This window comes from Zoogloea sp. (assembly GCF_028693495.1).
Taxonomy (GTDB): domain Bacteria; phylum Pseudomonadota; class Gammaproteobacteria; order Burkholderiales; family Rhodocyclaceae; genus Zoogloea.
In genome coordinates, this window is sequence record NZ_JAQUVG010000002.1 from 63,161 (window position 1) to 86,582 (window position 23,422).

Here is a 23,422-nt window from a genome sequence, read left to right on the forward strand (position 1 = left end):
GCCGCCCCGGCGGCCTCCTGACCTCCCCCCGGGTGCGGGGCCGGACGCCTCCGGGCCCGCACCCCTCCATCCTGCAGGCCCCCCTTGAGCTCCTTCGACTTCACCACAGCCCCTGACCGCAGCGCCTCCGACAGCATCAAGTGGCGACGCTACGCCGGCCGCGACATCCTGCCCATGTGGGTGGCCGACATGGATTTCGCCGCCCCCCCGCCCGTTCTGGACGCCCTGCGCCGGCGTATTGACCATGGGGTATTCGGCTATGCCGATCCCTGGCCCTCGGTGCTGGAAGCGGTCGTCGAAGGAATCGCCCGGGATCATGACTGGCACATTCATCCCGACTGGCTGGTCTGGCTGCCGGGCGTCGTCACCGGATTCAACCTGGCGGCCCGGGCAGTCGGGCGCCCCGGCAGCGGGGTCTTCACCGCGACCCCGGTCTACCCACCTTTCCTGCACGCCCCGGCCCACTCGGAGCGCCGGCTGGTGAGCGTGCCCCTGCTCCGGCAGCAGGACCGCTGGGAATGGGACTGGCCCGCCACGGAAGCGGCCGTCGCGGACGATGTCAGCCTGTTCATGCTGTGCAACCCCCACAACCCGGTCGGCCGAGTCTTCCAGAGGGACGAGCTCACCCGCATCGCGGCACTGGCGGAACGCCACGACCTGATCATCTGCTCCGACGAGATTCACTGCGGACTGGTCCTGGATCCGAACACACCCCACATCCCCATCGCCAGCCTGGATGAGACGGTGGCCCGACGCACCATCACCCTGATGGCGCCGTCCAAGACCTGGAACATCCCTGCCCTCTACTGCGCCTTTGCGATCATCCCCGATCACGGTCTGCGCAACCGCTACAAGCGTGCCATGGCGGGCATCGTGCCTCATGTGAATGTGCTCGGCCTGACCGCCACCGAAGCCGCCTACCGGGATGGAGACCCCTGGCGCCAGGCTCTGCTGACCACCCTGAGGGCCAACGCCCGGAAAACCATCGACGCCATCCAGGCGCTTCCCGGAGTGCGCACCACCCCGGTGGAAGCCACCTACCTGGCCTGGATCGATTGCGCGGGACTCCTGCAGGAACGAGGACTCGACGGGCCGTGCGCCTTCTTCGAGGCCGCCGGCGTAGGGCTGTCGGACGGTCGGGACTTCGGACAACCCGGCTTTGTCCGGCTCAACTTCGGCTGCCCGCCAGCCCGCCTGGAGGAAGCCCTGCGGCGCATTCGCCACGCCGTCATGGAGACAGGCTAGACTGCACGGCGTTTGCTTCATCATCGATTTCCCATGCCCTGCCCTCGCCCACCCAGCAGCCCGTTGCTGCGTCGCACCCTGCCCCTGCTCGCCGTGCTGCTGAGCGCCTGTGGCGGAGGCGGCGGGAGCACGTCCGAGCTGCCGCCCCTCGACCTCAGCGTCTCGTTTGTCGGCACGAACCAGGATTTCCCCAATCCGGAACGGGGCATGACCCGCAGCCTGGACTCCCTGATCACAATCTCCGATGCCCGCCTGGGGGCCCTGTCGGCTGCAGGCGTGCGCCTGGCCTACGCGCCCCTGCGGCTGGATGCCTGGCGGAACGCCAGCTTGCCGGACAGCCTGCTGAGCGATCTGGGTGACGCCTTTGCCCGGGTACGCAAGGCAGGACTCAAGCTGGTGCTGCGGGTCAGCTACAACGACCCCTCCGTCGCCGGGAGTGACAGCCGGGACGCCACCCTGCCCCGCATCCGCGAACACATCGCCCGCCTGGCCCCGGTCCTGGCGGCCAATGCGGACGTGATCGCCTACTGGCAGGCCGGCTTCATCGGAGCGTGGGGCGAATGGCACACCTCCACCAACGGGCTCGACGACCCGAGCGCCCGGCTGGCCGTCCGGGATGCCCTGATCGCAGCCCTGCCGGCGGGACGGACCCTGCAGTTCCGCCAGCCAGCTGACCTGCAGCGCTGGTACCCCTCCCCTGCGGGCACGAACACCACCGGCGTCCAGGCCCGCATCGGCCTGCACAACGACTGCTTTCTGGCGGACGATACCGACGTGGGCACCTATCCGGACGGGGAAAGCCAGCGCAACTACATCCGCAGCCTCAGCGCCACCACCCCCTTCGGCGGGGAAACCTGCGAACCTCCCAGTCCTGCCCGGGCCCGCAGCAACTGCGCGGACATCCTCAGGGAGGGAGCGGAATACCACGTGAGCTATCTGGGCGAGGAGTATTACACCCCCACCTTCCACGACAACTGGGCAGCCCAGGGATGCCTGAACACCGTGCGTACCCGTCTCGGTTACCGCTTCGAGCTGATCAGCTTCGCCCATACGGGCAGCATCGCCGCCGGCCAGCCCATGGGGCTGCGCCTCGAAGTGGCGAACCGCGGCTGGGCCCGACTCCACAATGCCCGACCGGTCCAGTTGCTGCTGCGCCACGAAACCAGCGGACAGGTCACCCGGCTGCCCCTGGCAGACGTGGACCCACGCCAATGGACACCTGGCCAGACCATCCGGATCACCCGGCGCATCACCCTGCCCGCCGGCCTGCCTGCGGGCGACCACGCCCTGCTGCTCGCTTTTCCCGACGAAGATCCGCGCCTGAGCGGCGACATCCGCTACGCCATCCGTCCTGCCAACGCTGACCAGGCCGATCAGGCCTGGGACGCAGGCCTGGCCGCATTTGCCCTTGGGAGCAAGGTGACGCTGCGCTAGGCGCCATCGAAATTCTCTGATTCAACGCAAGACGCACCCTCGTTCTGGGTGCATACTTACCGCATCACCCCCTTGAGCCGGAGGTTGTTGTGAGTGTGCTCCCGTCATCCACTGTCGCGCCTCTCGACGACATCCTGCTGCGCCACGGTCACCAGCCCACCGCGCTGCTCCAGATCCTCATCGAGGCCCAGGACATCGAGGGCTGGCTTCCGGCCTCCACCTTGACCCGCATCGCTGAAGGCCTGCACATCCCCCGAGCCCGGGTGGAGGGCGTTGCCGGCTTCTACAGTTTCCTGTACCAGCACCCGGTCGGGCGCTACCGGGTGCTGTTCTCCGACAACATCACCGACCGCATGCTCGGCAACGCCGAACTGCTGGACACCCTGTGCCGCAAGCTCTGGGTGGAGCCGGGCAAGACCTCGGAAGACGGACTCGTCAGCATCACCACCACGTCCTGCACCGGCCTGTGTGACCAGGGACCGGCCATGCTGGTCAATGGTCGGGCCATCGGGCAGCTCAACCACCGGCGGATCAACGAGATCGCCGAACTGATCCGCCAGCAACGCCCCCTCGACCTGTGGCCCGCCGGATATTTCCGGGTCGACGACAACATCCGCCGCAAGGATGCCCTGCTCAACCTGGAGATGACCCCGGGCATGGCCCTCGGCGCTGCAATCCGGCAGGGGCGGGACGGCTGGCTGGCTGGCATGCAGGCTTCCAACCTGCGGGGTCGGGGGGGTGCCGGCTTCGCCACCGCGGTCAAATGGGCCAGCGCCCGCAATGCCCCAGGCGAAGCCAAGGTCATCGTCTGCAACGCCGACGAAGGGGAGCCGGGCACCTTCAAGGACAGAGTGTTACTCAACAGTTACGCCGACCTGGTGTTCGAGGGCATGACCCTGGCCGCCTGGGCGGTGGGTGCCCGCGACGGTTTCCTCTACCTGCGTGGGGAATACCGCTACCTGCTGCCTCAGCTCGAAGCCGTGCTGGCACGACGACGCAGCGCCGGCCTGCTCGGCCAGCAGATCCTCGGCGAAGCCGGTTTCGATTTCGACATCCGCATCCACCTGGGCGCCGGGGCCTACGTATGCGGCGAAGAATCCGCACTGATCGAATCCCTGGAGGGGAAGCGCGGCACCCCGCGCATCCGCCCCCCCTTCCCCGTCATCAAGGGCTACCTGGACCGCCCGACGGTGGTAAACAACGTGGAAACCCTGGCCAAGACCTGCTTGATCGCCCTTCAGGGCGGCGCGGCCTTTGCCGCCACCGGCACGGCCCAGTCCGCCGGAACCAAGCTCCTGTCCATCTCCGGCGACTGTGCTGCGCCAGGCATTTACGAATATCCCTTCGGCGTGTCCATCGCCCGCATCCTCGAGGACTGCGGCGCCAGCGACACCCAGGCGGTGCAGGTGGGCGGAGCTGCCGGAATCTGCCTTGCCACCTACGAGTTCCAGCGCCGTATTGCCTACGAGGACGTACCCACCGCCGGCGCCTTCATGATCTTCGACGAAACCCGCGACCTCTTCGAGGTAGCCCGGGCCTTCGTCCATTTCTTCGCCCACGAAAGCTGCGGCTTCTGCACCCCGTGCCGGGTCGGCACCTCGCTCCTCAAGGGATTCATGGACAAGCTGGCCGACGGTCATGGGGCCAAGGCTGACCTGGCCGACATCGACTGGCTCGATCGCCTGCTGAAGAACGCCAGCCACTGCGGCCTGGGCAGCGCCGCGCCGAACCCGGTGATCGATACCCTGCAGAAATTCCGGCCAGCCTATGAACGGCGGCTCGTCTCCCTGGATTTCGAGCCAGCCTTCGACCTGGATGCGGCATTGGCCGAAGCCCGCCAGCTCACCGCCCGGGATGACGCGGGCGCCCACCTGCACACCCACGGGGAGAATGAAAAATGAGTGGCAAACAGTTTCTCCTGGATGGTCAGCCCGTCTCCTTCGAAGAAGGCCAGAGCATCCTCGAAGCCGCCCGCAAAGCCGGCCATTACATTCCCAGCCTGTGCTGGCACAAGGACTTTCCCGCCCACGGCAGCTGCAAGCTCTGTGTCGTGAAGGCTGCCGGACGCCACGTCTCCGCCTGTGCCACCCCCGCCAGGGAGGGCTGGGAAGTGGAAAGCAACACCCCCGAAATGAACGGTGAGCGGCGCGGCCTGCTACAGATGCTCTTCGTGGAGGGCAACCACTTCTGCCCCTCCTGCGAGAAAAGTGGCAATTGCGAGTTGCAGGCCCTCGGGTACGAATACGAAATGCTGACGCCGCGCTTTCGCCACTTCTACCCGGAACGCCCGGTGGATGCCTCCCACCCGGATATCCTGCTGGATTTCAACCGCTGCATCTTCTGCGAGCTGTGTGTCCGGGCCAGCCGGGACGTGGATGGCAAGTCAGTGTTCGCCCTGACGGGCCGGGGCATCGACAAGCACCTGGTGGTCAATGCGGAATCCGGCCGACTGGCCGACACCGACTTCAGCAAGGACGACCTGGCCGCGCACATCTGCCCGGTCGGGGTGATCCTCCACAAGGGGCCGGGCTTCGCGGTTCCGATCGGGGAGCGCTCCTACGATGGCGCAAGCATCCGCGAAAAGAAGCTCAGGGAGGAGGAAGCCTCATGAACGCCCCGTCTCCCCGCAAGCTTCGGGTCGCCACCACTTCCCTGGCGGGCTGCTTCGGCTGCCACATGTCCTTCCTCGACATCGACGAACACCTCTTCGAACTGGTGGAGCTGGTGGAATTCGACCGTTCACCTCTCACCGACATCAAGGACGTGGGGCCCTGCGACATCGGCCTGATCGAGGGAGGTGTCTGCAATGCAGAAAACGTCCATGTACTGCGGGCCTTCCGTCGCAACTGCAAGACCCTGATCGCCCTGGGTGCCTGCGCGGTCAATGGCGGTCTGCCGGCCCAGCGCAACCACCTGCCCCTCTCCGAATGCATGCGGGAGGTCTACCAGTTCCGTCCGGGCATCGCCAACGGCCAGATTCCCAACGATCCCGAACTCCCCCTGCCCCTCGACAAAGTCCGCCCGGTTCATGAAGTGGTGCGGGTGGACTACTTCCTTCCCGGCTGTCCGCCGTCCGGACCCGCCATCTGGAAGTTTCTCACCGACCTGATCTCTGGCCGCACGCCCCGCCTGTCGGGCGGCCTGCTCCACTACGACTGAGTACCGAGGGTGGCAGGGCTGAAGCGAACTTGACCAAAACCACTGCGCTCGCAAAGGTGACTCAAGTGTCTCCCTTCAGCTCCCTGACCCTTCACGCCTGATGCCAAGGATCCAACCATGAGCTTCGAACTGGAAACCGCCGCCCACCGGGACACCCTCCGCCGGGTGGCCATCGACCCTGTTTCCCGGGTGGAGGGGCACGGCAAGGTCACGCTGCTGCTCGACGAGGCTGGCCACGTGAAGGAAGCTCGCCTGCACATCGTCGAATTCCGCGGCTTCGAAAAATTCATCCAGGGGCGGCCTTACTGGGAAGTCCCGGTGATGGTCCAGCGCCTGTGCGGAATCTGCCCGGTGAGCCACCACCTGGCCGCCGCCAAGGCCCTCGACCCGGTCGTGGGCGCCATCCCCATCACCGCCACGGCCGAGAAGATCCGCCGCCTGATGCACTATGGCCAGATCCTCCAGTCCCACGCCCTGCACTTCTTCCACCTGTCCTCCCCCGACCTGCTGTTCGGTTTCGAATCCCCAGTCCAGCAGCGCAACATCGTGGGCGTGGCAGCAGCCTATCCAGAGGTTGCCAGACAGGGCGTCCTGCTGCGCAAGTTCGGCCAGGAGGTCATCCGCATCACCGCCGGCAAGCGGGTTCATGGCACCGGCGCGGTACCGGGCGGCGTCAATAAATCCCTCACCCCGGAAGACCGGGCCCTGCTTCTGGCCGACGCAGACCAGATGATCGCCTGGAGCCGGGATGCCGTGCATCTGGCCCGCCGCCTCCATGAGACCAACAGTGCCCTCTACGACGAGTTCGGCCTGTTCCGCAGCCAGTTGTTCAGCCTGGTACGAGGCGACGGCGCCATGGATCTCTACGACGGCCACCTGCGCCTGCGGGATGCCCGCGGCCAGATCGTCAAGGACAACATCCCCTGCGCCGACTACGGCCGGCACATCCTGGAGGAGGTCAAATCGTGGAGCTACATGAAGTTTCCCTTCATGGAAGACCAGGGCCCGTTCAAGGGCTGGTACAAGGTCGGTCCCCTCGCCCGGGTGCAGAACTGCGACTTCATCCCCACCCCTCTTGCCGAGGTGGAGCGCCAGGACTTCATCGCTCATGGCGAGGGCGAACCCGTCCATGCCCCCCTGGCTTACCACTGGGCCCGGATGATCGAGATGCTTCATGCCGCTGAAGTCATCCGTGACCTGCTGGACGACCCGGACCTGCTCTCCGCCAACCGAATGGCGGAAGGCCAAAAAAGGCGCGAAGGGGTCGGTATCATCGAGGCCCCTCGCGGCACCCTCATCCACCACTACCAGGTGGGCGACGACAATCTGGTCAGCTACTGCAACCTGATCGTGTCCACCACCCACAACAACCAGGCAATGAACGAGGCCGTGCGCCAGGTGGCCCGCCGTTACCTGGACGGCCGCCAGCTCACCGAGGGGCTGCTCAACCATATCGAAGTGGCGATCCGGGCCTTCGACCCCTGCCTGTCCTGCGCCACCCATGCCCTTGGCAAGATGCCCCTCGCTGTCGAACTGCTGGATGCAGATGGCAGCCTGGTGGACCGGGCCGTCAGCGGCGCCTGACGCCATGGCGCTGGTGATCTTTGGAATCGGCAACCCTTCCCGGGGCGATGATGCCCTGGGGCCGCTGCTGATGGCCGAACTGGCCGGGCAAACTCTCCCGGGAGTGACCCTGGTGGATGACTTTCAGCTGCAGGTGGAGCATGCCCTGGACCTGGAGGGGCAGGATCTGGCCCTGTTCATTGATGCCGGCACCGGGACTCCGGCGCCCTTCTGCTTCCGCGAGATTTTTCCCGTGACAGACCGTTTCGGCAGTTCCCATGCCCTGGCGCCGGAAGCCGTACTGGCGGTCCACCGGGACATCAGCCCCACCCCGCCGCCACCTGCCTTCGTGTTGTGCATCTGCGGCGAAACCTTCGAGCTGGGTGCGCCCCTGAGTGAAACTGCCCGGACCCACCTTGCCGCAGCCCGCCGGTTTCTGGGGCAGCGTCTGGCGCATATCGACGCGGGGGACTGGCGCGCCACCTTCCAGCCCGAATGAACCACGGGGCCGCCGGGGCCTTCAGCACACAGACCGGGCATCCGGGCAACTGAAGTACCCGGATCGACAGGATCGCAAGGGAGCGGGAAGAAGCAGAGGCCCGACTGCAGGTGCCGGGCACATCGGGACAAGGGCTGCGGCAGGCGCTGCAGGAACAAGGCGGCAGATCAGGCGGCGGGACGGCCGCGGCGCTGGAGGGCCATGATCTTGGCCTGGATATAGCCCTTCAGCTCCCGGAAGGGTACCGGTTTGGTGTAGAGGATCACATCGGCAGGCAGGCCACCGTTTTCTAGGATTTCTTCCTCGGTCAGACCGCTGACCACCAGGATGTCCAGATCGTGCAACTGAGGGTCGGCCCGGAGACGGCGGATCATTTCGAAGCCATCAATCCCGGGCATGCGCAGGTCGGTGATCAGCAGACCGGGAGGCACCCGGCCAATCTCCACCAGCCCGTCAATGCCGCTGGAGACCATCCGCACCTGGATCGGCAGACCCCAGGACGCGAAGGTGTGTGCATAGAGTTTCTGGAGGATGCGGTCATCTTCGGCAACGAGGATCTGCAACCCATTGCCCTGGGCGCGGGTGACGGCATTCCCCCCCCCGGCCATCGAGCGCGAACGAAACTGCTCAATGGAACTGATACGAATCCGGCGATGGCCACCCGCGGTCTTCCACCCCTCCAGCTGGCCATTTTCGACCATCTGCTGAACTGTACCCAGGGACAAACCCAGACGCTGGGCAGCCTCGGAGGTACTGCAGTATTCCTTTCCGGGGGATTCGGGTGTAACAGCCATTTCAGGGATACGGATGGACAACGGATTTTAATAGTGTAGCCGGCAAGGGCTGAAAGGCGAGATCCTATTCCCCAAGCCGGCTTCAGGCAACAAGAATATCAAAACGGGATATCATCGTCGAAATCGCCAAACCCACCCGGCGCGGGCTTCCTGGGGGCTGCCGGCGCGGGGGCCGGGGCGCCACCACCGAAACCATCACCACCGCCATATCCACTGCTGCCGCCAGGAGCGCCACCGCCAAAGCCACCATCCCGCGGGGCGCCACTGCCAAAGCTGCCAGCGTCGCGGTTACCGGCGTAGCCCCCCTCGTTACGGGAAGGCGCATCGCTGCCACCCATGCCCTGGCGACCACCGAGCATCTTCATCTCATCGGCACGGATCTCCGTGGTGTAGCGGTCCTGGCCTTCCTTGTCCTGCCACTTGCGGGTACGCAGGGAGCCTTCCACATACACCGAGCTCCCCTTTTTCAGATATTGCCCGGCAATCTCGGCCAGCTTGCCGAAGAACACCACCCGGTGCCATTCAGTGGCCTCCCGCTTGTCACCGGAAGCCTTGTCCCGCCAGGTATCGGTCGTCGCCAGGGTAATGTTGCAGATCGCGTCCCCACTGGGGGCATAACGGACTTCCGGATCCTTGCCCAGGTTGCCGATGAGGATCACCTTGTTGATGGATGCCATGTATTTCTCCTGAAAGATTCGATGAAGGCACTCAGACAGTGGCCACCCGCCGCAGGGGTGGGGCACTCATGCCTGAAGCCAGGGCCAGCCAGGCCAGCGCCAGGCCGGCACACAAGAGAGGAACCGCTCCGGGGCCCTGGTGCTGGGCCAGCCAGCCGCCCAGGGCACCCCCGAGGAACAGTCCGGTGGATTGCAGGGTGTTGTAGATGCCCAGCGCCGTACCCTTGGCATGGGGCGGCGCAATCCGGGAGATCCACGAAGGCTGGGTCGCCTCCAGCACGTTGAAGGCCACGAAGAAGAGGGTGAGCAGGGCCGCCAGGGACCACAGCCCCCCTTCACTCCCCAGCAGGTAGAAGCCCGCCTGCACCAGCAGCAACAGCATGATGGCCCCATTGAAGACTGCCTTCATGCGGCCTTTCCGTTCAGCCTGGATGATCGCCGGCACCATCACGACGAAGGACAGCAGGACTGCCGGCAGATAGACCTTCCAGTGCTCGGGCATCGGCAGGCCCGCCTTCACCAGCCCCACCGGCACCAGGACCCACAGGGCCGTCTGCATCAGGTGCAGGGCGAACACGCCGAAGTTGAGGCGCATCAGCTGCCCATTACCCAGCACCTCGGCAAAACGCCCGATGGCCCGGGGGACCGGAGGCGCCGCCGGCACCACGAAGAGGATCGTGAAGATCGCCGCCACCGCCAGTACCGCGGTCAACCAAAACAGGCCGCCCATGCCGATGGCCGCATACAGGAGAGGCGCGGCCACCATGGACAGGGCGAACACCAGCCCGATGGAGGAGCCGATCATCGCCATCACCTTGGTGCGGTGCTGGTCGCGGGTCAGGTCGGCCGCCAGGGCCGTGACCGCCGCGGAAATGGCCCCGGCGCCCTGCAGCACCCGCCCGACCAGCACCGTCTGGACATCGGCCGCCAGCGCTGCCACCACACTGCCGATGACGAAGAGGATCAGCCCGAAGACGATCACCGGCTTGCGCCCGAAGCGGTCGGAAGCGGCCCCGAAGGGAATCTGCAGGAAAGCCTGGGTCAGACCGTAGGCACCGATGGCCATGCCCACCAGCGCCACGTTGTCGCCTCCGGGCATGGAATGGGCGTGCACGGCAAAGACCGGCAGGATCAGGAACAGGCCGAGCATGCGCAGGGCAAAGATCGCAGCCAGCGAAGCGCCTGCGCGGCGTTCGGCCGGACTCATCTTGTCGATGTCAGGAGATGCCATTAAACCTACTGCGTGGGGAGGGGCAAGAGGCGTATATTAACAGGTTGCCCCACCCTCCAACGCCCCATGGACGCCATCCGAATCCGCGGTGCCCGCACCCACAACCTGAAGAACATCGCGCTCGACATCCCGCGCAATCAGTTGACCGTGATCACCGGCCTGTCCGGCTCCGGCAAGAGCTCCCTGGCCTTCGACACCCTTTACGCCGAAGGTCAGCGGCGTTACGTGGAAAGCCTTTCGGCCTACGCCCGCCAGTTCCTCCAGTTGATGGAAAAGCCGGACGTGGACCTGATCGAGGGCCTGTCGCCGGCCATCTCCATCGAACAGAAGGCCACCAGCCACAACCCCCGCTCCACCGTGGGCACGGTCACCGAGATCCACGACTACCTGCGCCTCCTCTACGCCCGCGCCGGCACCCCCCACTGCCCCGACCACCCGGAGCACGCCCTGGAAGCCCAGAGCATCTCCCAGATGGTGGATGCGGTGCTGGGCCTGCCCGAGGAAACCCGGCTGATGATCGTCGCCCCGGTGATCAGCGGCCGCAAGGGCGAGCAGGCCGACCTGTTCGCCGAGTTGCGCGCCCAGGGCTTCGTCCGGGTGCGGGTGGACGGCATCGTGCATGAGTTGGACAGCCTGCCTGCGCTGGACAAGGGCAAGCGCCACACCATCGAAGTGGTGGTGGACCGGTTCAAGGTCCGCCAGGACCTGCGCGGGCGGATTGCCGAATCCTTCGAGACGGCCCTCACCCACGCCGAGGGCCGGGCCATTGCCGTCGAGATGGACAGCGGCACCGAGCACCTGTTCTCGGCCAAATTCGCCTGCCCGGTGTGCAGCTTCGCGCTGGCCGAACTGGAGCCCCGGCTGTTCTCCTTCAACAACCCCATGGGCGCCTGCCCCAAGTGCGACGGTCTGGGGCACGTGGACTTCTTCGACCCGGAGCGGGTCGTCGCCCACCCGGAACTCTCCCTGGCCTCCGGATCCATTCGCGGCTGGGACCGCCGCAACCAGTTCTACTTCCAGCTGCTGGCCAGCCTGGCCGACCATTACAGCTTCGACATCGAGACCCCCTGGGAGAGCCTGCCGGAGAAGGTCCGCAAGATCGTCCTGCACGGCTCCGGCCCGGAGAAGATCGCCTTCCGCTATCCCTCGGACAGCGGCAGGATGGTGCTCAAGGAGCACAGCTTCGAGGGCATCATTCCCAACCTGGAACGCCGCTTCAAGGAAACCGACTCCATCGCCGTCCGCGACGAGCTCGCCAAATACCGGGCCAACCAGGCCTGCCCGGCATGTCACGGCAGCCGCCTGCGTACCGAAGCCCGTCACGTGCTGATCGGGGAGCGCACCATTTCCGAGGTCAGCCGCCAGCCTCTTGCCCAGAGCAAGGCCTTCTTCGACGGCCTGGCCCTCACCGGCCAGCGGGCCCAGGTGGCGGAAAAGATCGTCACCGAGATCTCCAGCCGGATCCAGTTCCTGATCGACGTGGGCCTCAACTACCTGTCCCTCGATCGCTCCGCCGACACCCTGTCCGGGGGCGAAGCCCAGCGCATCCGGCTGGCCAGTCAGATCGGCTCCGGCCTCACTGGCGTGATGTACGTGCTCGACGAGCCCTCCATCGGCCTCCACCAGCGGGACAACGACCGCCTGCTCGACACCCTGCGCCGCCTGCGGGACATGGGCAACACGGTCATCGTCGTGGAGCACGACGAGGACGCCATCCGCATGGCCGACTACGTGGTGGACATGGGTCCTGGCGCCGGAGAGCACGGCGGCCAGGTGATTGCCGAGGGCACGCCGGCCCAGGTGGCCGCCCACCCCGACTCCCTGACCGGCGCATTCCTCTCGGGCACCCGCTGCATCCCTGTACCGGCAACCCGTCACCCTGCCGATCCGGACAGGATGCTGCGCATCCAGGGCGCCACCGGCAACAACCTCAAGAACGTCAGCATCGACATCCCGGTCGGCCTCCTCACCTGCGTCACCGGGGTCTCGGGCTCGGGCAAGAGCACCCTGATCAACGACACCCTGTACGCCCACGTGGCCCGCCACGTCAATGGCAGCAGCATCGAAGCCGCCCCCTGCGAGAACATCGAAGGTCTGGACCACTTCGACAAGGTCATCAACGTGGACCAGAGCCCGATCGGCCGGACGCCGCGCTCCAACCCGGCCACCTACACGGGCCTGCTCACCCCCATCCGCGACCTGTTCTCCGGCGTGCCCGAAGCCAAGGCGCGGGGCTACGGCCCGGGGCGCTTCAGCTTCAACGTCAAGGGCGGGCGCTGCGAGGCCTGCCAGGGCGACGGCCTGATCAAGGTGGAGATGCACTTCCTGCCCGACATGTACGTCCCGTGCGATGTCTGCCACGGAAAACGCTACAACCGGGAAACCCTGGAGATCCGCTACAAGGGCAAGACCATCTACGAAGTGCTGGAGATGACCGTGGAGCAGGCCCTGGAATTCTTCAGTGCCGTCCCCATCGTTGCCCGCAAACTCGACACCCTGATGCAGGTGGGCCTGGGCTACATCCGCCTGGGCCAGAGCGCCACCACCCTGTCGGGGGGTGAAGCCCAGCGGGTCAAGCTGGCCCTGGAGCTCTCCAAGCGCGACACCGGGCGCACCCTCTACATCCTCGACGAGCCCACTACCGGCCTCCACTTTGCCGACATCGAACTGCTCCTGACGGTGCTCCATCGCCTGCGTGATCACGGCAACACCATCGTGGTGATCGAGCACAACCTGGACGTGATCAAGACCGCCGACTGGCTCATCGACATGGGCCCGGAGGGCGGCGACGGCGGCGGCACCCTGGTGGGGGCCGGCACGCCCGAGCAACTGGCCGCCAATCCGGCCAGCCACACCGGCCGCTATCTGGCCCACCTGCTCGCAACGCCCGCCCCCGACGGCCACGACCTGCAGAATGCCGCGCCCTGACGGGAGCCCTCCTTCAGGGGCCCGCTCATGCCACCCGGAGCGCCAGCCCGGAGACCGCCACCGGCAGCGGGCAGCCGGCCCGGGAACGGATACCCTGGCGCATCCTGCCAATCCCGGGAGCGGTATCCGGTACACTGGGGACTACTTCAGTCCGCCCTCACGCCCCATGTCCGACATCTGGTCTGCCCTCCGCCCCAAGCTCGAATACCTCACCAATCCATTGCCCCTGGCGGACCTGCTCCAGGCGGATGGCTGCCGGGTCAAAATCGCCCCGCTGCTGGTTGCCGAACTGACCGCCCTGGCAGACGATCCGACGCCAGCCCAGGCAGACGGCTACGTACTCCACCTGTACGTCATGCTCCTGCTCGCCCGCTGGCGGGAGACAGCCGCATACCGTCCCCTGGCACGCCTCGGCCACCTGGATGAAACCCGGGTGGACACGGTGTTCGGCCAGCTGGTCCATGGCAGCTATGGCCGCTGCCTGGCCTCCACCTGCGACGGTGATCTGACCCCCCTCACCACACTGGCCGACGACGCGGAGGCCAGCCGCTGGAGCCGGGCAGCAGCCCTCGAGGCAATGACCCTGGCGGCCCTGGAAGCACGCCTGCCTCCCCCCCCGGTCATCGATTTCCTGGAGGACTTCGGCGCCAGGGAAGCGGACAGGCTGCGGACCGACCCGGACGCCGGCGAACACTTTCCCTTGCTGGACGGCATCGTCGGCCACCTGGTCGACCTGGGGGCGGCAGCTGCGCTGCCGCAGATCCGCGAGTGGTTTGCCGCGGGCCTGGTGGACGACAGCTACCTGGACCTGACCCAGCTGGAGCGCGACATCCTGCGCAGTCCGGACGAACGTCTGGCGGCCCTGAACAAAGCCGGCCATGGTCTGATCGAAGACCTGATGCCGGAAATCGAGCTCTGGCCCATCATCCACCATGTTCCCCCGGTGGAAATGGAGCCCATTCCCCTCGGCGCCCTCCGCCAGCCCATCGTCCGGGAAGAAACCAAGGTGGGACGGAACGACCCCTGTCCCTGCGGCAGCGGACGCAAGTACAAGAAATGCCACGGGGCCCACTGAGTCACAGGACGCCCCCAGGCAAGCCCCCGAAGCCCATCGCCCCGCCACGGGAGCGACATACCCCTCGGCTATGATGGGCCCCTCGCCACGAACCGGAAGACTGCCATGACCGAGACCCCGCACCCCCTTCCTGCCGACGCACCCGAAGCCGCACCCGGTTTCGACCTGGACGAGTTCGAGGTGCGCGTACTCGCTGTGCTGATCGAAAAGGCCTTCGTCACCCCCGACACCTACCCCCTGTCGGTCAACGCCCTGGTCACCGGCTGCAACCAGCTGACCGGCCGCGAACCGGTCATGAGCCTGTCCGAAGCCACCGTACTGGCCACCCTTGATCGCCTGGCCGGGCGGGGCCTGGTCAGCCAACGCCATCAGGCCGGTGCCCGGGTCTCCAAATGGGAGCATCAGGTCCGCCTGCGCCACTCCCTCACTCCTCCGATGCAGGCCGTGCTGGCCATCCTGATGCTCCGCGGTCCCCAGACCATCGGCGAAATCCGGGCCCGCTGCGAGCGCATGCATGCCTTCGCCACCCCCACCGAGGTGGAGGAAGTGCTGGAGCGGCTGACCGACAAGTACCCGCCGATGGTGGTCCAGCTGCCCAAGATCCCCGGTACCAAGGAAGCCCGCTACACCCACCTGATGAGCGGCAGTGCCGCCCTCGCCCTGCAGACCTTCGAAGCCGGCGGGGACGTAACGTCTCCCCGCGGTGGCCGCATGGCAGAGCTTGAAGAAGAAGTCCGCCGCCTGCGCCAGCAACTGGAATGGCTCACCAGCGAGTTCGAAGCCTTCAGGAAAGAATTTCAGTAAGGGACGAGGCAAGCGCCACCCCGAATCACCACAGCCCCCATCGCCATGCTCATCCACCCCCAGTTCGACCCCATCGCCCTGTCCCTCGGCCCCCTGGCCGTCCGCTGGTACGGCCTGATGTACCTGATCGCCTTCATCCTCTTCGTCGTCCTTGGACGGATCCATGCCCGGCGCCGGCCCGAACTGGGCTGGGACGCCCAGCAGATTGATGACCTGCTGTTCTACGGGGTGCTCGGGGTGATCCTGGGAGGACGCCTCGGCTACGTACTGTTCTACAAACCCGTCTACTACCTGGCCAACCCCACCGAGATCCTTGCCGTGTGGCAGGGGGGCATGGCCTTCCACGGAGGCTTTCTGGGGGTGCTGGTGGCCATGTGGCTGTTCGCGCGCAAGACCAGCAGGCCCTGGCTGGCAGTCACCGACTTCATCGCCCCGCTGGTTCCCCTGGGCCTGGCCGCCGGGCGCATGGGCAATTTCATCAATGGCGAACTGGTCGGGCGGGTCACCAATGTCCCCTGGGGCATGATTTTTCCCCAAGTGGACGCCCTGCCCCGCCACCCATCCCAGCTTTACCAGTTTGCACTGGAAGGGGTGAGCCTGTTCCTGATCCTGTGGTGGTTTTCCGCCCGGCCCCGCCCCCGGGGGCTCATCTCGGCGGTGTTCCTGATCGGCTACGGAGGCTTGCGCTTCATCGCCGAATTCGGCCGCGAACCGGATGATTTCCTTGGCCTGCTCACCCTTGGGCTGTCCATGGGCCAGTGGCTGTCCCTGCCGATGATCCTCGCCGGCGTGGCCATGGCGGTGTGGGCCACGCGGCACCAGGCGAGGCCCTGAGCCCCGGAGGGGTGCTGCGGCCCCCTCCGGGAGAAGTCCCCCCGGAAACTGCGGGTTTGCCGGGGAGCGAGGCCTTCACGGGATCAGAAGCGGTTCTTCACCACCACCTCGGCATAGTCCAGCTGACCGCCCCGCGGACGGGCTTCCGCCGTGGCCTTGCCGATGGCCACGAACATGGCGATCGCGTGGTCGTCGGGCAGGTGGATGAGACGGGCCACCGCATCGAAATCGAAACCGTCCATCGGGCAGGAGTCGTAGCCCATGCTGCGGGCCGCCAGCATCAAGGTCTGGGCCGCGATGCCGCAGGAGCGCATCACCTCGTCCCGCTGAACCTGGGGCTTGTCCCGGTAGTAGGCGTCGATGGCCGGAACCATGAAGTCGCGCACTTCCGGGGGCGCATTGCGCCAGTAGCGGGCAGGCGCCTTTTCCCAGGCCTTGAGGTCGGCACACAACACCACCAGCAGGGACGCATCGGTGACCTGGGCCTGGTTCCAGGCCACCTCACGGATCTGCTGGCGGAGGGCCGGGTCATCCACCACCACGAAGCGCCAGTGCTGGATGTTAAAGGCCGTGGGGGAGAGCATGCCGAGGGACAGCAGGCGGGTGATCTCCTCCTCGCTCATCCGGTGCTCCGGATCGTAGTTCTTGACGGCACGGCGGGATTCGATGGCTTCGAGGGTATTCATGGGCAGGGCTCCTGTTCGTCAGTCAACACTTCATACCGGGCCTTCGTCCCGCCCGGCAGCAGAAAGTTGCATCGATCACGTTCAGCGGGGTTTGAAGGGCTCGAAACGGGCCGTCTCCGTCTGGCCATCAGCAAACTTCACCGTCACCAGCGCCTTGGTGGCCGGATCGGCCCCATACACGGCACTGCCCTCCAGCCGGTTGCCCACCGGTTTGAGGGAAACGACCACCTTGCCCCCCGGGGCGAGGAGGGTCGCGCTGGCGCTGGAGCCCTTCACCGCCACCGGATTGCCGCCATGGTCGCTGAGGTGGAGGTGGACCGGTGCCGGCTGCCCGGGCTTCACATCCTTGCGGAGGACCAGTTCCAGGTGATAAGCGCCGGCCATCCGCACTTGCCCGCCGTGGGGTGACGGCATGGCATCCAGGGTGGCATCGTCGTGGGCCAGCACCGGGCCGACAAACAGGGCAAGCACCAGGGAAAGGGTACGCAGGGTCATGATGTTCTCCTTGTGAGGCCGGCTTCAGCCGGCCGCGGGGGTTGCAGGGGGATTCAGGGCCGCCCGGCCATAACGCCGGAACAGCAGGGGGGTAAGCAGTACATCCAGCAGGGTGGAGCTGACCAGTCCCCCGAAGATCACCACCGCCACCGGGTGGAGGAGCTCCTTGCCCGGGGCATCGGCGGCCAGCAAAAGAGGCACCAGGGCCAGGGCAGCGGTCAGGGCGGTCATCAGCACCGGGGTGAGGCGCTCCTGGGCACCGCGCAGGACCAGGGCATCGCCGAAGGGCATGCCCTCCTCCCCGTGCAGGTGCAGGTAATGGCTGATCTTCAGGATGCCGTTCCGGGTGGCGATCCCGGTGAGGGTCACGAAACCCACCAGCGCCGCCACCGACAGGGGCTGACCGGACAGGGCCAGGGCCGCCACGGCCCCCACCAGCGCCGCCGGGATTCCCACCATCACCATCGCCACCAGGCGCACCGACCCATAGCGCCCGTACAGCACCAGGAAAATCAGGGCCAGGGACAGCAGGGACAGCCAGACGATACGGCCCTGGGCGTCCTCCTGGGCCTGGAACTGGCCCTCGAAACGCACGGAGACGCCTTCGGGCAGGGGCATGGCCGCCACTTCGGCACGCATCCCCGCCACCACGTCCGAGAGGCGCTGCTCGCCGCTGGCCGCCACGTTGGCCGACACCACGATGCGCCGCCGGCCGTTGTCCCGGGCGATCTGGTTCGGACCGTCCCCCTCCTCCAGCCGGGCCAGCTGGCCCAGGGCCACCGTGCCGCCCGGCGTGGGAACCGGCAGCTGGGCCAGGCGCAGGGGATCCCGCTGATCCTCGGCCAGGCGAATCACCAGATCAAAACGCCGGGCACCGTCCACCACCTGCCCCACCCGTTCGCCGCCCACCAGCCGGGACACCACGCCGAGCACCGTCTCCGGTGCCACTCCATGGGCCGCCAGCGCCGGGTAATCCAGCACGACCCGCAACTGGGGAATGCGCACCTGCTTCTCGATCTGCAGGTCCGTCACGCCCGCCACCCGGGCAAAACGGCCGCGCAGATCCTCCGCCACCCCACGGATCTGGTCCAGGTCATCCCCCTGAACCTTGACCGCGATGTCCGCCCGCACGCCGGACAACAGGTGGTCCAGCCGGTGGGCGATGGGCTGGCCCACCGCGATGTTGGCCGGAAGCTGGGCCAGGCGGCTCCGGATATCGTCGATCACCTGCCCCCGGGGGCGTCCCTGGGGATGCAGGTCCACCTCCAGCTCGGTGCTGTGGACGCCCTCCGCATGCTCATCCAGCTCGGCCCGCCCGGTCCGGCGGCCCACCTGGGCCACCTCGGGCACCCCCCGGACGATGGCCTCGGCCAGCTGGCCGATGCGGCTCGACTCGGTGAGGGACACCCCCGGCTGGAGCTGCACACTGATGGTCAGGGTGCCCTCGTTGAAGGGGGGCAGGAAGGTCCGCGGGAACAGAGGGACCACCGCGGCCGCCCCCAGCACCAGCACCACCGCCGCTACCAGCACGCCCCCGGACCGGGGCAGGGCCCACGCCAGCAGGCGGGCCTGGGCCACCTTCAGGCGACGCACCAGGGCACCGTCCCCGTGGCCCAGCTGGGGCATGGACGGCAGCAGGAAGTAGCACAGCACCGGCGTCACCGTCAGCGCCACCCCCAGGCTGGCCAGGATGGACACGATGTAGGCCACGCCCAGCGGCACGAACAACCGGCCCTCCATGCCCGGCAGGGCGAACAGGGGCACGAAGACCAGCACCACAGTGGCCGTGGCCAGCACCACACCGGAGCGCACCTCACTGCACGCGCGGGCGATCACGGCCAGGATCCCCGGCCCGGCCAGATCCGCCGACCGGGCCCGGTGCGCCTTGAGACGGCGCAGCACGTTCTCCACATCCACCACCGCATCGTCCACCAGCTCCCCGATGGCGATCGCCAGCCCCCCCAGGGTCATCGTGTTGATGGACAGCCCCAGAGCCCGGAACACCAGCACTGAGGCCAGCAGGGACAGGGGAATCGCCAGCAGCGAGATCACCGTGGTACGGGTATTCATCAGGAAGGCAAACAGCACGATGGCCACCAGGAAGGCACCGTCCCGCAGGGCCTCCTCCACGTTGCCCAGGGCCGCCTCGATGAAGTCCGCCTGGCGGAACAGGAAGCGGGGCTTGGCCACCCCCGCTGGCAGGTTGCGGGTCACCTCCTCCAGCGCAGCCTCCACCGCCCGGGTGAGGGCAATGCTGTCGGTCCCCGGCTGCTTCTGGACCGACAGGATCACCGCCGGCTGGGCGTCGAAGCCGGCGCTGCCCCGGGCCACCGCCGGCGCAAACCCCACCTCGGCCACTTGGGAAAGACGTACCGGCACGCCCCGGGGCGTACCCACCGGCAGGTTCACCAGATCCTCCAGATGCCGGCTGCGGCCCACCCCGCGCACCAGCCACTCCTGCCCCTGACGCTCCAGGAAGCCCCCCGCACTGTTACTCGCGAACCCCGCCACCGCCCGCTCCAGTTCATCCAGGCCGATGCCCCGCTCGCGCATCCGGGCCGGGTCGGGCATCACCCGCCATTGCTTCACTCCACCGCCGATGGGAATCACCTGGGCCACACCGGGCACAGAAAGCAGGCGCGGGCGCAGCACCCAGTCGGCGTACTCCCGGACGGCCATGGGCGTGGTGGTGGCGCCATCGATGGGCAGGGCAATCAACAGCACCTCCCCCATGATGGAAGCGATCGGCCCCATCTGGGGAGCCACCCCGGCGGGCAGGCGCTCCCGCACGGTGGCCAGGCGCTCGGCCACGCTCTGGCGGTTGCGCCAGATGTCGCTGCCCCAGTCGAACTCCACATACACCAGGCTCAGGCCGATACCGGACACCGAGCGCACCCGGGTCACCCCAGGCATGCCGTTCATGGCGGTCTCCAGGGGAAAGCTGACCAGCTGCTCCACCTCCTCCGGCGCCATGCCCCCGGCCTCGGTCATCAGGGTCACGGTGGGCTTGTCCAGATCGGGGAACACGTCCACCGGCAGGCTGCGCAGGCCGAAGAAGCCCGCCACCAGCAGGGCCAGCGCACCGGCCAGCACCACCACCCGGTTGGCCAGGCTCCAGCCCACCAGGCGATCGAAGAGATTGCCGGCGGGCGTCATCGCACGTTCCCCAGGAGATGGGCACCCTGAACCACCACCCGCTCGCCGGCGGCAAGGCCCTCCCGGACCGCCACGCGCTCCGCATCGAGGGGCCTCAAGCGGACCCGTCGCGGGGCGAACAGCTCCGGCGCCTCATGAACCCAGACCAGGGCGTTGTCCCCACTGCCGCTCACGGCGGCCAGGGGCAGCACCACGGCTTTCCCGGTCCCTGGCCGGCTCGCCAGCACCTTGACCGGCTGGCCCACCGCAACCGGAGGGCGCCCCTCCACCCGGAACAACAGGGGCACGGCACCTTCCCGCAGACTGCGCCCACCGCCGGCAAAGTGCAGGCTCAGAGCCACCCCACCCGCCTCACCCCGGGCCGCAGCCAATCCGTCCGCCAGGGACGGATCGTAGGCCAGGGCCTCCACCATCAGCCGGTCGGGACGGATCACCTGGAACAGCTCTGTCCCCGCTTCCACCCGCTGGCCGACACTCGCCAGGGCGCTGGCCAGGAGACCGGCAGCCGGTGCCCGCAGCGGGGTCCGGTCCTCCAGGGCCGACCCCAGGGCGGCCCACTGGCGGGCCAACCCGTCAGCCTCGGCGCGGGCCGCCTCGATGTCCTTGCGGGCCACGCTCCCTTCCAGCTGGGCCAGCCGCTCGGCACGCTGGCGGGCCACCGCCAGGCGGGCCCCCACGTCCGCCTGCTCGGCCACGCGGGCAGAACGCTCAAGGGGTGGCAGGGACGGCCGGAGCCAGGCCAGCACCTGCCCGCCCCGCACCGCCTGCCCGGGCAGGGGCAGGCCCCCAGGGCCCGCCTCAACCGTACCGGCGAAGGGCGCCTGAATGCGCCCCCCCGCCGACGGATCGGCCACCACCCGGCCCGCCAGCTCAACCACCGGCGCCGCATCCTCCTGGCGGGCCGTGCGGGTCCGAAGTCCCCACAGACGCTGGGATGCCTTGGCCACCCGCACGCGACCATCGGTCAGGCGACGGGGTGCATCGGTCGCAATGGCCCCGGACACCACCGGCAGGGCCCCAGGCCGGACATCGGGGGCATGTCCCTCGTGGGCGAGGACCGGCAAGGCCGTGGCCAGCGCCAGCGCAAATGCCATCAGCCTCATGGGACCGCCCTCCGCTCCCGGCGCCGGGCCCACAGCCAGGTGGCGCCACTGGCCAGGCACAACACGCCCAGGCCGCTACCGATCCGCCAGAACGCAGGTGGAATGCCCGCCGCGGTGGCCGCCGCCTCCGGCACCACCAGGGTCACCGGTAACAGGTCCACGCTGTCGCCGGCCTGGATCGTAAAAACCAGAGCATGACGACCGGAGCGGGCCAGGGGCGGCGCATCCAGATGAAAGAACCCCTCCGGCTCCGCCACCGCCCTGCCCGTCCAATCCCCCACCTCCACGTCCACCTGGGCGGCAGTGACCGGCGCATTGTCGGCTGCCCGGTCGAGCCAGATTTCCAGGTGAGCACCCCGATGGATCACCACCAGATCGAAGTCGTTGCTGCGGGCTTCTGCCCGGGGTGCCCACTCACCGTCCTGGCTGGGGGGCGGAGCAGCATGATCGTGGCCCTCATGGGCCAGGGCCGGCAGCGCCATCATCAGGGCTGCCAGACCCGTCATCAGAGATCGGGGGCTCATTCGGCCACTCCTTTGAGGTAATCCCGCCAGGCTTCCGCCTGTTCGCGGGCAAAACGGGCCCTGAGGGCACCGGAATCTGCATCGAACGAGGCCGCCCGGGCCCGCAGCAGAGCCTCCAGAGGGCGCTCGCCCAGCCGCCAGGCCCTGTCGGCCAGCTGCACGTTGTCTTCCGCCAGCTGCTGACGACGACGGGCGCTCTCCTCCAGGGCCCGGGCCGTGGCCAGCTGGTCGGTAGCGCTAGCCTGATCCGCCTCCAGCTGGCTGCGGCGGCGGGCCAGGGTCACGGCACTCTCGGTCACGGCCGCCTGGGCCCCCGCCTCCCGGGCCGCCGTGCGGGGAGCGGAGGCGAGGGGAATCACCACCCGGACCATCACCGAGTCCGCCATCCCTTCACCGTACCCACCCCGCTCGCGGCGCAGGCGCAGCCCCACCTCCGGATTGTCCCGGAGACTCTGGCGGGTCACCGCCAGGCGGGCCGTCGCAAGGGCGGCCGCCTCGCGGGCGGCAGCCAGGGCCGGATGCTCGGCGGGGACGTCGGACGGGACCGGTGCGGCCAGGGTCTCGGGGGGCAGACGCCCCACCAGCACGGCAAAGGCCCGGCCGGCATCGGCCACTGCCAGCCGCTGCTCCGCCACGGCGCCTTCGGCACTCAGACGCTCCCCCTCCGCCAGGTTCAGATCAAAGCGGGGAGACTCTCCCGCGCGGACCCGCCGCGCCAGATCGGCCGCCAGCTGGGTCGCCACCTCCAGCCGGCGCTCCGCCAGGGCCTCCAGGCCCCGGGCCAACCGCCAGTTCCGGTGGGCATCGAGCACGCTGCGGGTCAGGCCCAGGCGCAGGGCGGACCGTTCCGCCTCCAGGGTGCGCAGCGCAGCGGCGGCCTCCTCCCGACGGGCCCCCGCCTGGCCGGGCAGCCAGACGGGCTGGGCGTACTCCAGCTCCCACTCCAGCTGGCCCCGGCGTTCGAAGGTCTGGTCATTGCGGTTGCCGATCCCCACGGAACCGGGACCGGGTGTCCAGCCAGCGGCCAGGTCGGCCAGGGCCGCCAGCTCGGCCCGGCGGGCATCCAGCCCCCGGGCCTGGGGATGACGCTGCCAGGCCGCCTCCACCAACTCCGTGGTGGACGGCGACGCGGCCAGGGCCGCCGCCGACAGGGAAAAACTCAACAATAAAGGCGCGATCAGGCGTCCCATGCAATCCTCGCAAGCAATGGATGGA

The 23,422-nt window shown here is 67.9% G+C and carries 20 protein-coding genes; 11 read left to right on the plus strand and 9 right to left on the minus strand.

Translation table 11 applies throughout. The features are described 5' to 3' along the window. Positions 1–84: 84 nt before the first annotated feature. The 7 genes from PHD22_RS00730 to PHD22_RS00760 all read left to right on the plus strand — a co-directional run bounded on the left by PHD22_RS00730 (position 85) and on the right by PHD22_RS00760 (position 7,900). Complete coding sequence (locus PHD22_RS00730) at positions 85–1,245, plus strand: PatB family C-S lyase (RefSeq protein WP_299860820.1); 1,161 nt, start codon at positions 85–87, stop codon at positions 1,243–1,245. A 33-nt stretch (positions 1,246–1,278) separates the two neighbouring features. Next, positions 1,279–2,679 (plus strand): DUF4832 domain-containing protein, encoded by a 1,401-nt coding sequence (locus PHD22_RS00735; protein ID WP_299860823.1) that lies wholly within the window; start codon positions 1,279–1,281, stop codon positions 2,677–2,679. A 95-nt stretch (positions 2,680–2,774) separates the two neighbouring features. Further along, on the plus strand, positions 2,775–4,580 hold the full coding sequence (locus tag PHD22_RS00740) for an NAD(P)H-dependent oxidoreductase subunit E (protein ID WP_299860900.1): 1,806 nt from the start codon (positions 2,775–2,777) through the stop codon (positions 4,578–4,580). Further along, positions 4,577–5,290, plus strand: a complete 714-nt coding sequence (locus PHD22_RS00745) for a 2Fe-2S iron-sulfur cluster-binding protein (protein WP_299860826.1) — start codon at positions 4,577–4,579, stop codon at positions 5,288–5,290. The genes PHD22_RS00740 and PHD22_RS00745 overlap by 4 nt, the downstream gene beginning before the upstream one ends. Then, positions 5,287–5,838 carry an NADP oxidoreductase gene (locus PHD22_RS00750; RefSeq protein ID WP_299860829.1) on the plus strand — a complete coding sequence of 184 codons (552 nt, stop codon included), beginning with the start codon at positions 5,287–5,289 and terminating at the stop codon, positions 5,836–5,838. Before PHD22_RS00745 ends, PHD22_RS00750 begins: the two co-directional genes overlap by 4 nt. Before the next feature lie 117 nt (positions 5,839–5,955). Beyond that, positions 5,956–7,422, plus strand: coding sequence for a Ni/Fe hydrogenase subunit alpha (locus PHD22_RS00755; RefSeq protein WP_299860831.1), 1,467 nt, complete (start codon positions 5,956–5,958; stop codon positions 7,420–7,422). Positions 7,423–7,426: 4 nt separating this feature from the next. Beyond that, positions 7,427–7,900, plus strand: coding sequence for a hydrogenase maturation protease (locus PHD22_RS00760; RefSeq protein WP_299860833.1), 474 nt, complete (start codon positions 7,427–7,429; stop codon positions 7,898–7,900). Between the two features lie 167 nt (positions 7,901–8,067). On the opposite strand, the gene PHD22_RS00765 is transcribed toward PHD22_RS00760, so the two are convergent. The 3 genes from PHD22_RS00765 to PHD22_RS00775 form a co-directional block, all read right to left on the minus strand. Then, positions 8,068–8,694, minus strand: a complete 627-nt coding sequence (locus tag PHD22_RS00765) for a response regulator (protein ID WP_299860836.1) — start codon at positions 8,692–8,694, stop codon at positions 8,068–8,070. 98 nt (positions 8,695–8,792) lie between these two features. Then, complete coding sequence (gene ssb, locus PHD22_RS00770; RefSeq protein WP_299860839.1) at positions 8,793–9,371, minus strand: single-stranded DNA-binding protein; 579 nt, start codon at positions 9,369–9,371, stop codon at positions 8,793–8,795. Positions 9,372–9,402: 31 nt separating this feature from the next. Then, a complete protein-coding gene (locus PHD22_RS00775) occupies positions 9,403–10,602 on the minus strand; it encodes an MFS transporter (RefSeq protein ID WP_299860842.1) in 1,200 nt (399 codons plus the stop codon). 66 nt (positions 10,603–10,668) lie between these two features. Between PHD22_RS00775 and uvrA the strand changes: the two genes are divergently transcribed. The 4 genes from uvrA to lgt all read left to right on the plus strand — a co-directional run bounded on the left by uvrA (position 10,669) and on the right by lgt (position 16,243). After that, positions 10,669–13,530: an excinuclease ABC subunit UvrA gene (gene uvrA / locus PHD22_RS00780; RefSeq protein WP_299860845.1), complete on the plus strand. Its 2,862-nt coding sequence runs from the start codon at positions 10,669–10,671 to the stop codon at positions 13,528–13,530. Between the two features lie 166 nt (positions 13,531–13,696). Further along, positions 13,697–14,605 (plus strand): DUF1186 domain-containing protein, encoded by a 909-nt coding sequence (locus tag PHD22_RS00785; RefSeq protein WP_299860848.1) that lies wholly within the window; start codon positions 13,697–13,699, stop codon positions 14,603–14,605. Positions 14,606–14,710: 105 nt separating this feature from the next. Continuing rightward, positions 14,711–15,409 (plus strand): YceH family protein, encoded by a 699-nt coding sequence (locus tag PHD22_RS00790; protein ID WP_299860851.1) that lies wholly within the window; start codon positions 14,711–14,713, stop codon positions 15,407–15,409. A gap of 45 nt (positions 15,410–15,454) precedes the next feature. Continuing rightward, positions 15,455–16,243, plus strand: coding sequence for a prolipoprotein diacylglyceryl transferase (gene lgt, locus PHD22_RS00795; RefSeq protein WP_299860853.1), 789 nt, complete (start codon positions 15,455–15,457; stop codon positions 16,241–16,243). An 83-nt stretch (positions 16,244–16,326) separates the two neighbouring features. Here lgt and PHD22_RS00800 read toward each other — a convergent pair whose 3' ends face one another. The 6 genes from PHD22_RS00800 to PHD22_RS00825 all read right to left on the minus strand — a co-directional run bounded on the left by PHD22_RS00800 (position 16,327) and on the right by PHD22_RS00825 (position 23,397). Further along, the gene (locus PHD22_RS00800) at positions 16,327–16,929 is read right to left on the minus strand and encodes a nitroreductase family protein (RefSeq protein WP_299860856.1); all 603 of its coding nucleotides are present in this window, start codon (positions 16,927–16,929) and stop codon (positions 16,327–16,329) included. A gap of 81 nt (positions 16,930–17,010) precedes the next feature. Beyond that, on the minus strand, positions 17,011–17,424 hold the full coding sequence (locus PHD22_RS00805) for a hypothetical protein (protein WP_299860859.1): 414 nt from the start codon (positions 17,422–17,424) through the stop codon (positions 17,011–17,013). Positions 17,425–17,448: 24 nt separating this feature from the next. After that, complete coding sequence (locus tag PHD22_RS00810) at positions 17,449–20,580, minus strand: efflux RND transporter permease subunit (protein ID WP_299860862.1); 3,132 nt, start codon at positions 20,578–20,580, stop codon at positions 17,449–17,451. Continuing rightward, entirely contained in the window at positions 20,577–21,683 is a 1,107-nt protein-coding gene (locus tag PHD22_RS00815; RefSeq protein WP_299860865.1) for an HlyD family efflux transporter periplasmic adaptor subunit, read from the minus strand. Before PHD22_RS00815 ends, PHD22_RS00810 begins: the two co-directional genes overlap by 4 nt. Next, positions 21,680–22,207, minus strand: a complete 528-nt coding sequence (locus tag PHD22_RS00820) for a hypothetical protein (RefSeq protein ID WP_299860868.1) — start codon at positions 22,205–22,207, stop codon at positions 21,680–21,682. Before PHD22_RS00820 ends, PHD22_RS00815 begins: the two co-directional genes overlap by 4 nt. Further along, positions 22,204–23,397 carry a TolC family protein gene (locus PHD22_RS00825; protein WP_299860871.1) on the minus strand — a complete coding sequence of 398 codons (1,194 nt, stop codon included), beginning with the start codon at positions 23,395–23,397 and terminating at the stop codon, positions 22,204–22,206. The genes PHD22_RS00820 and PHD22_RS00825 overlap by 4 nt, the downstream gene beginning before the upstream one ends. Positions 23,398–23,422 lie beyond the last annotated feature (25 nt).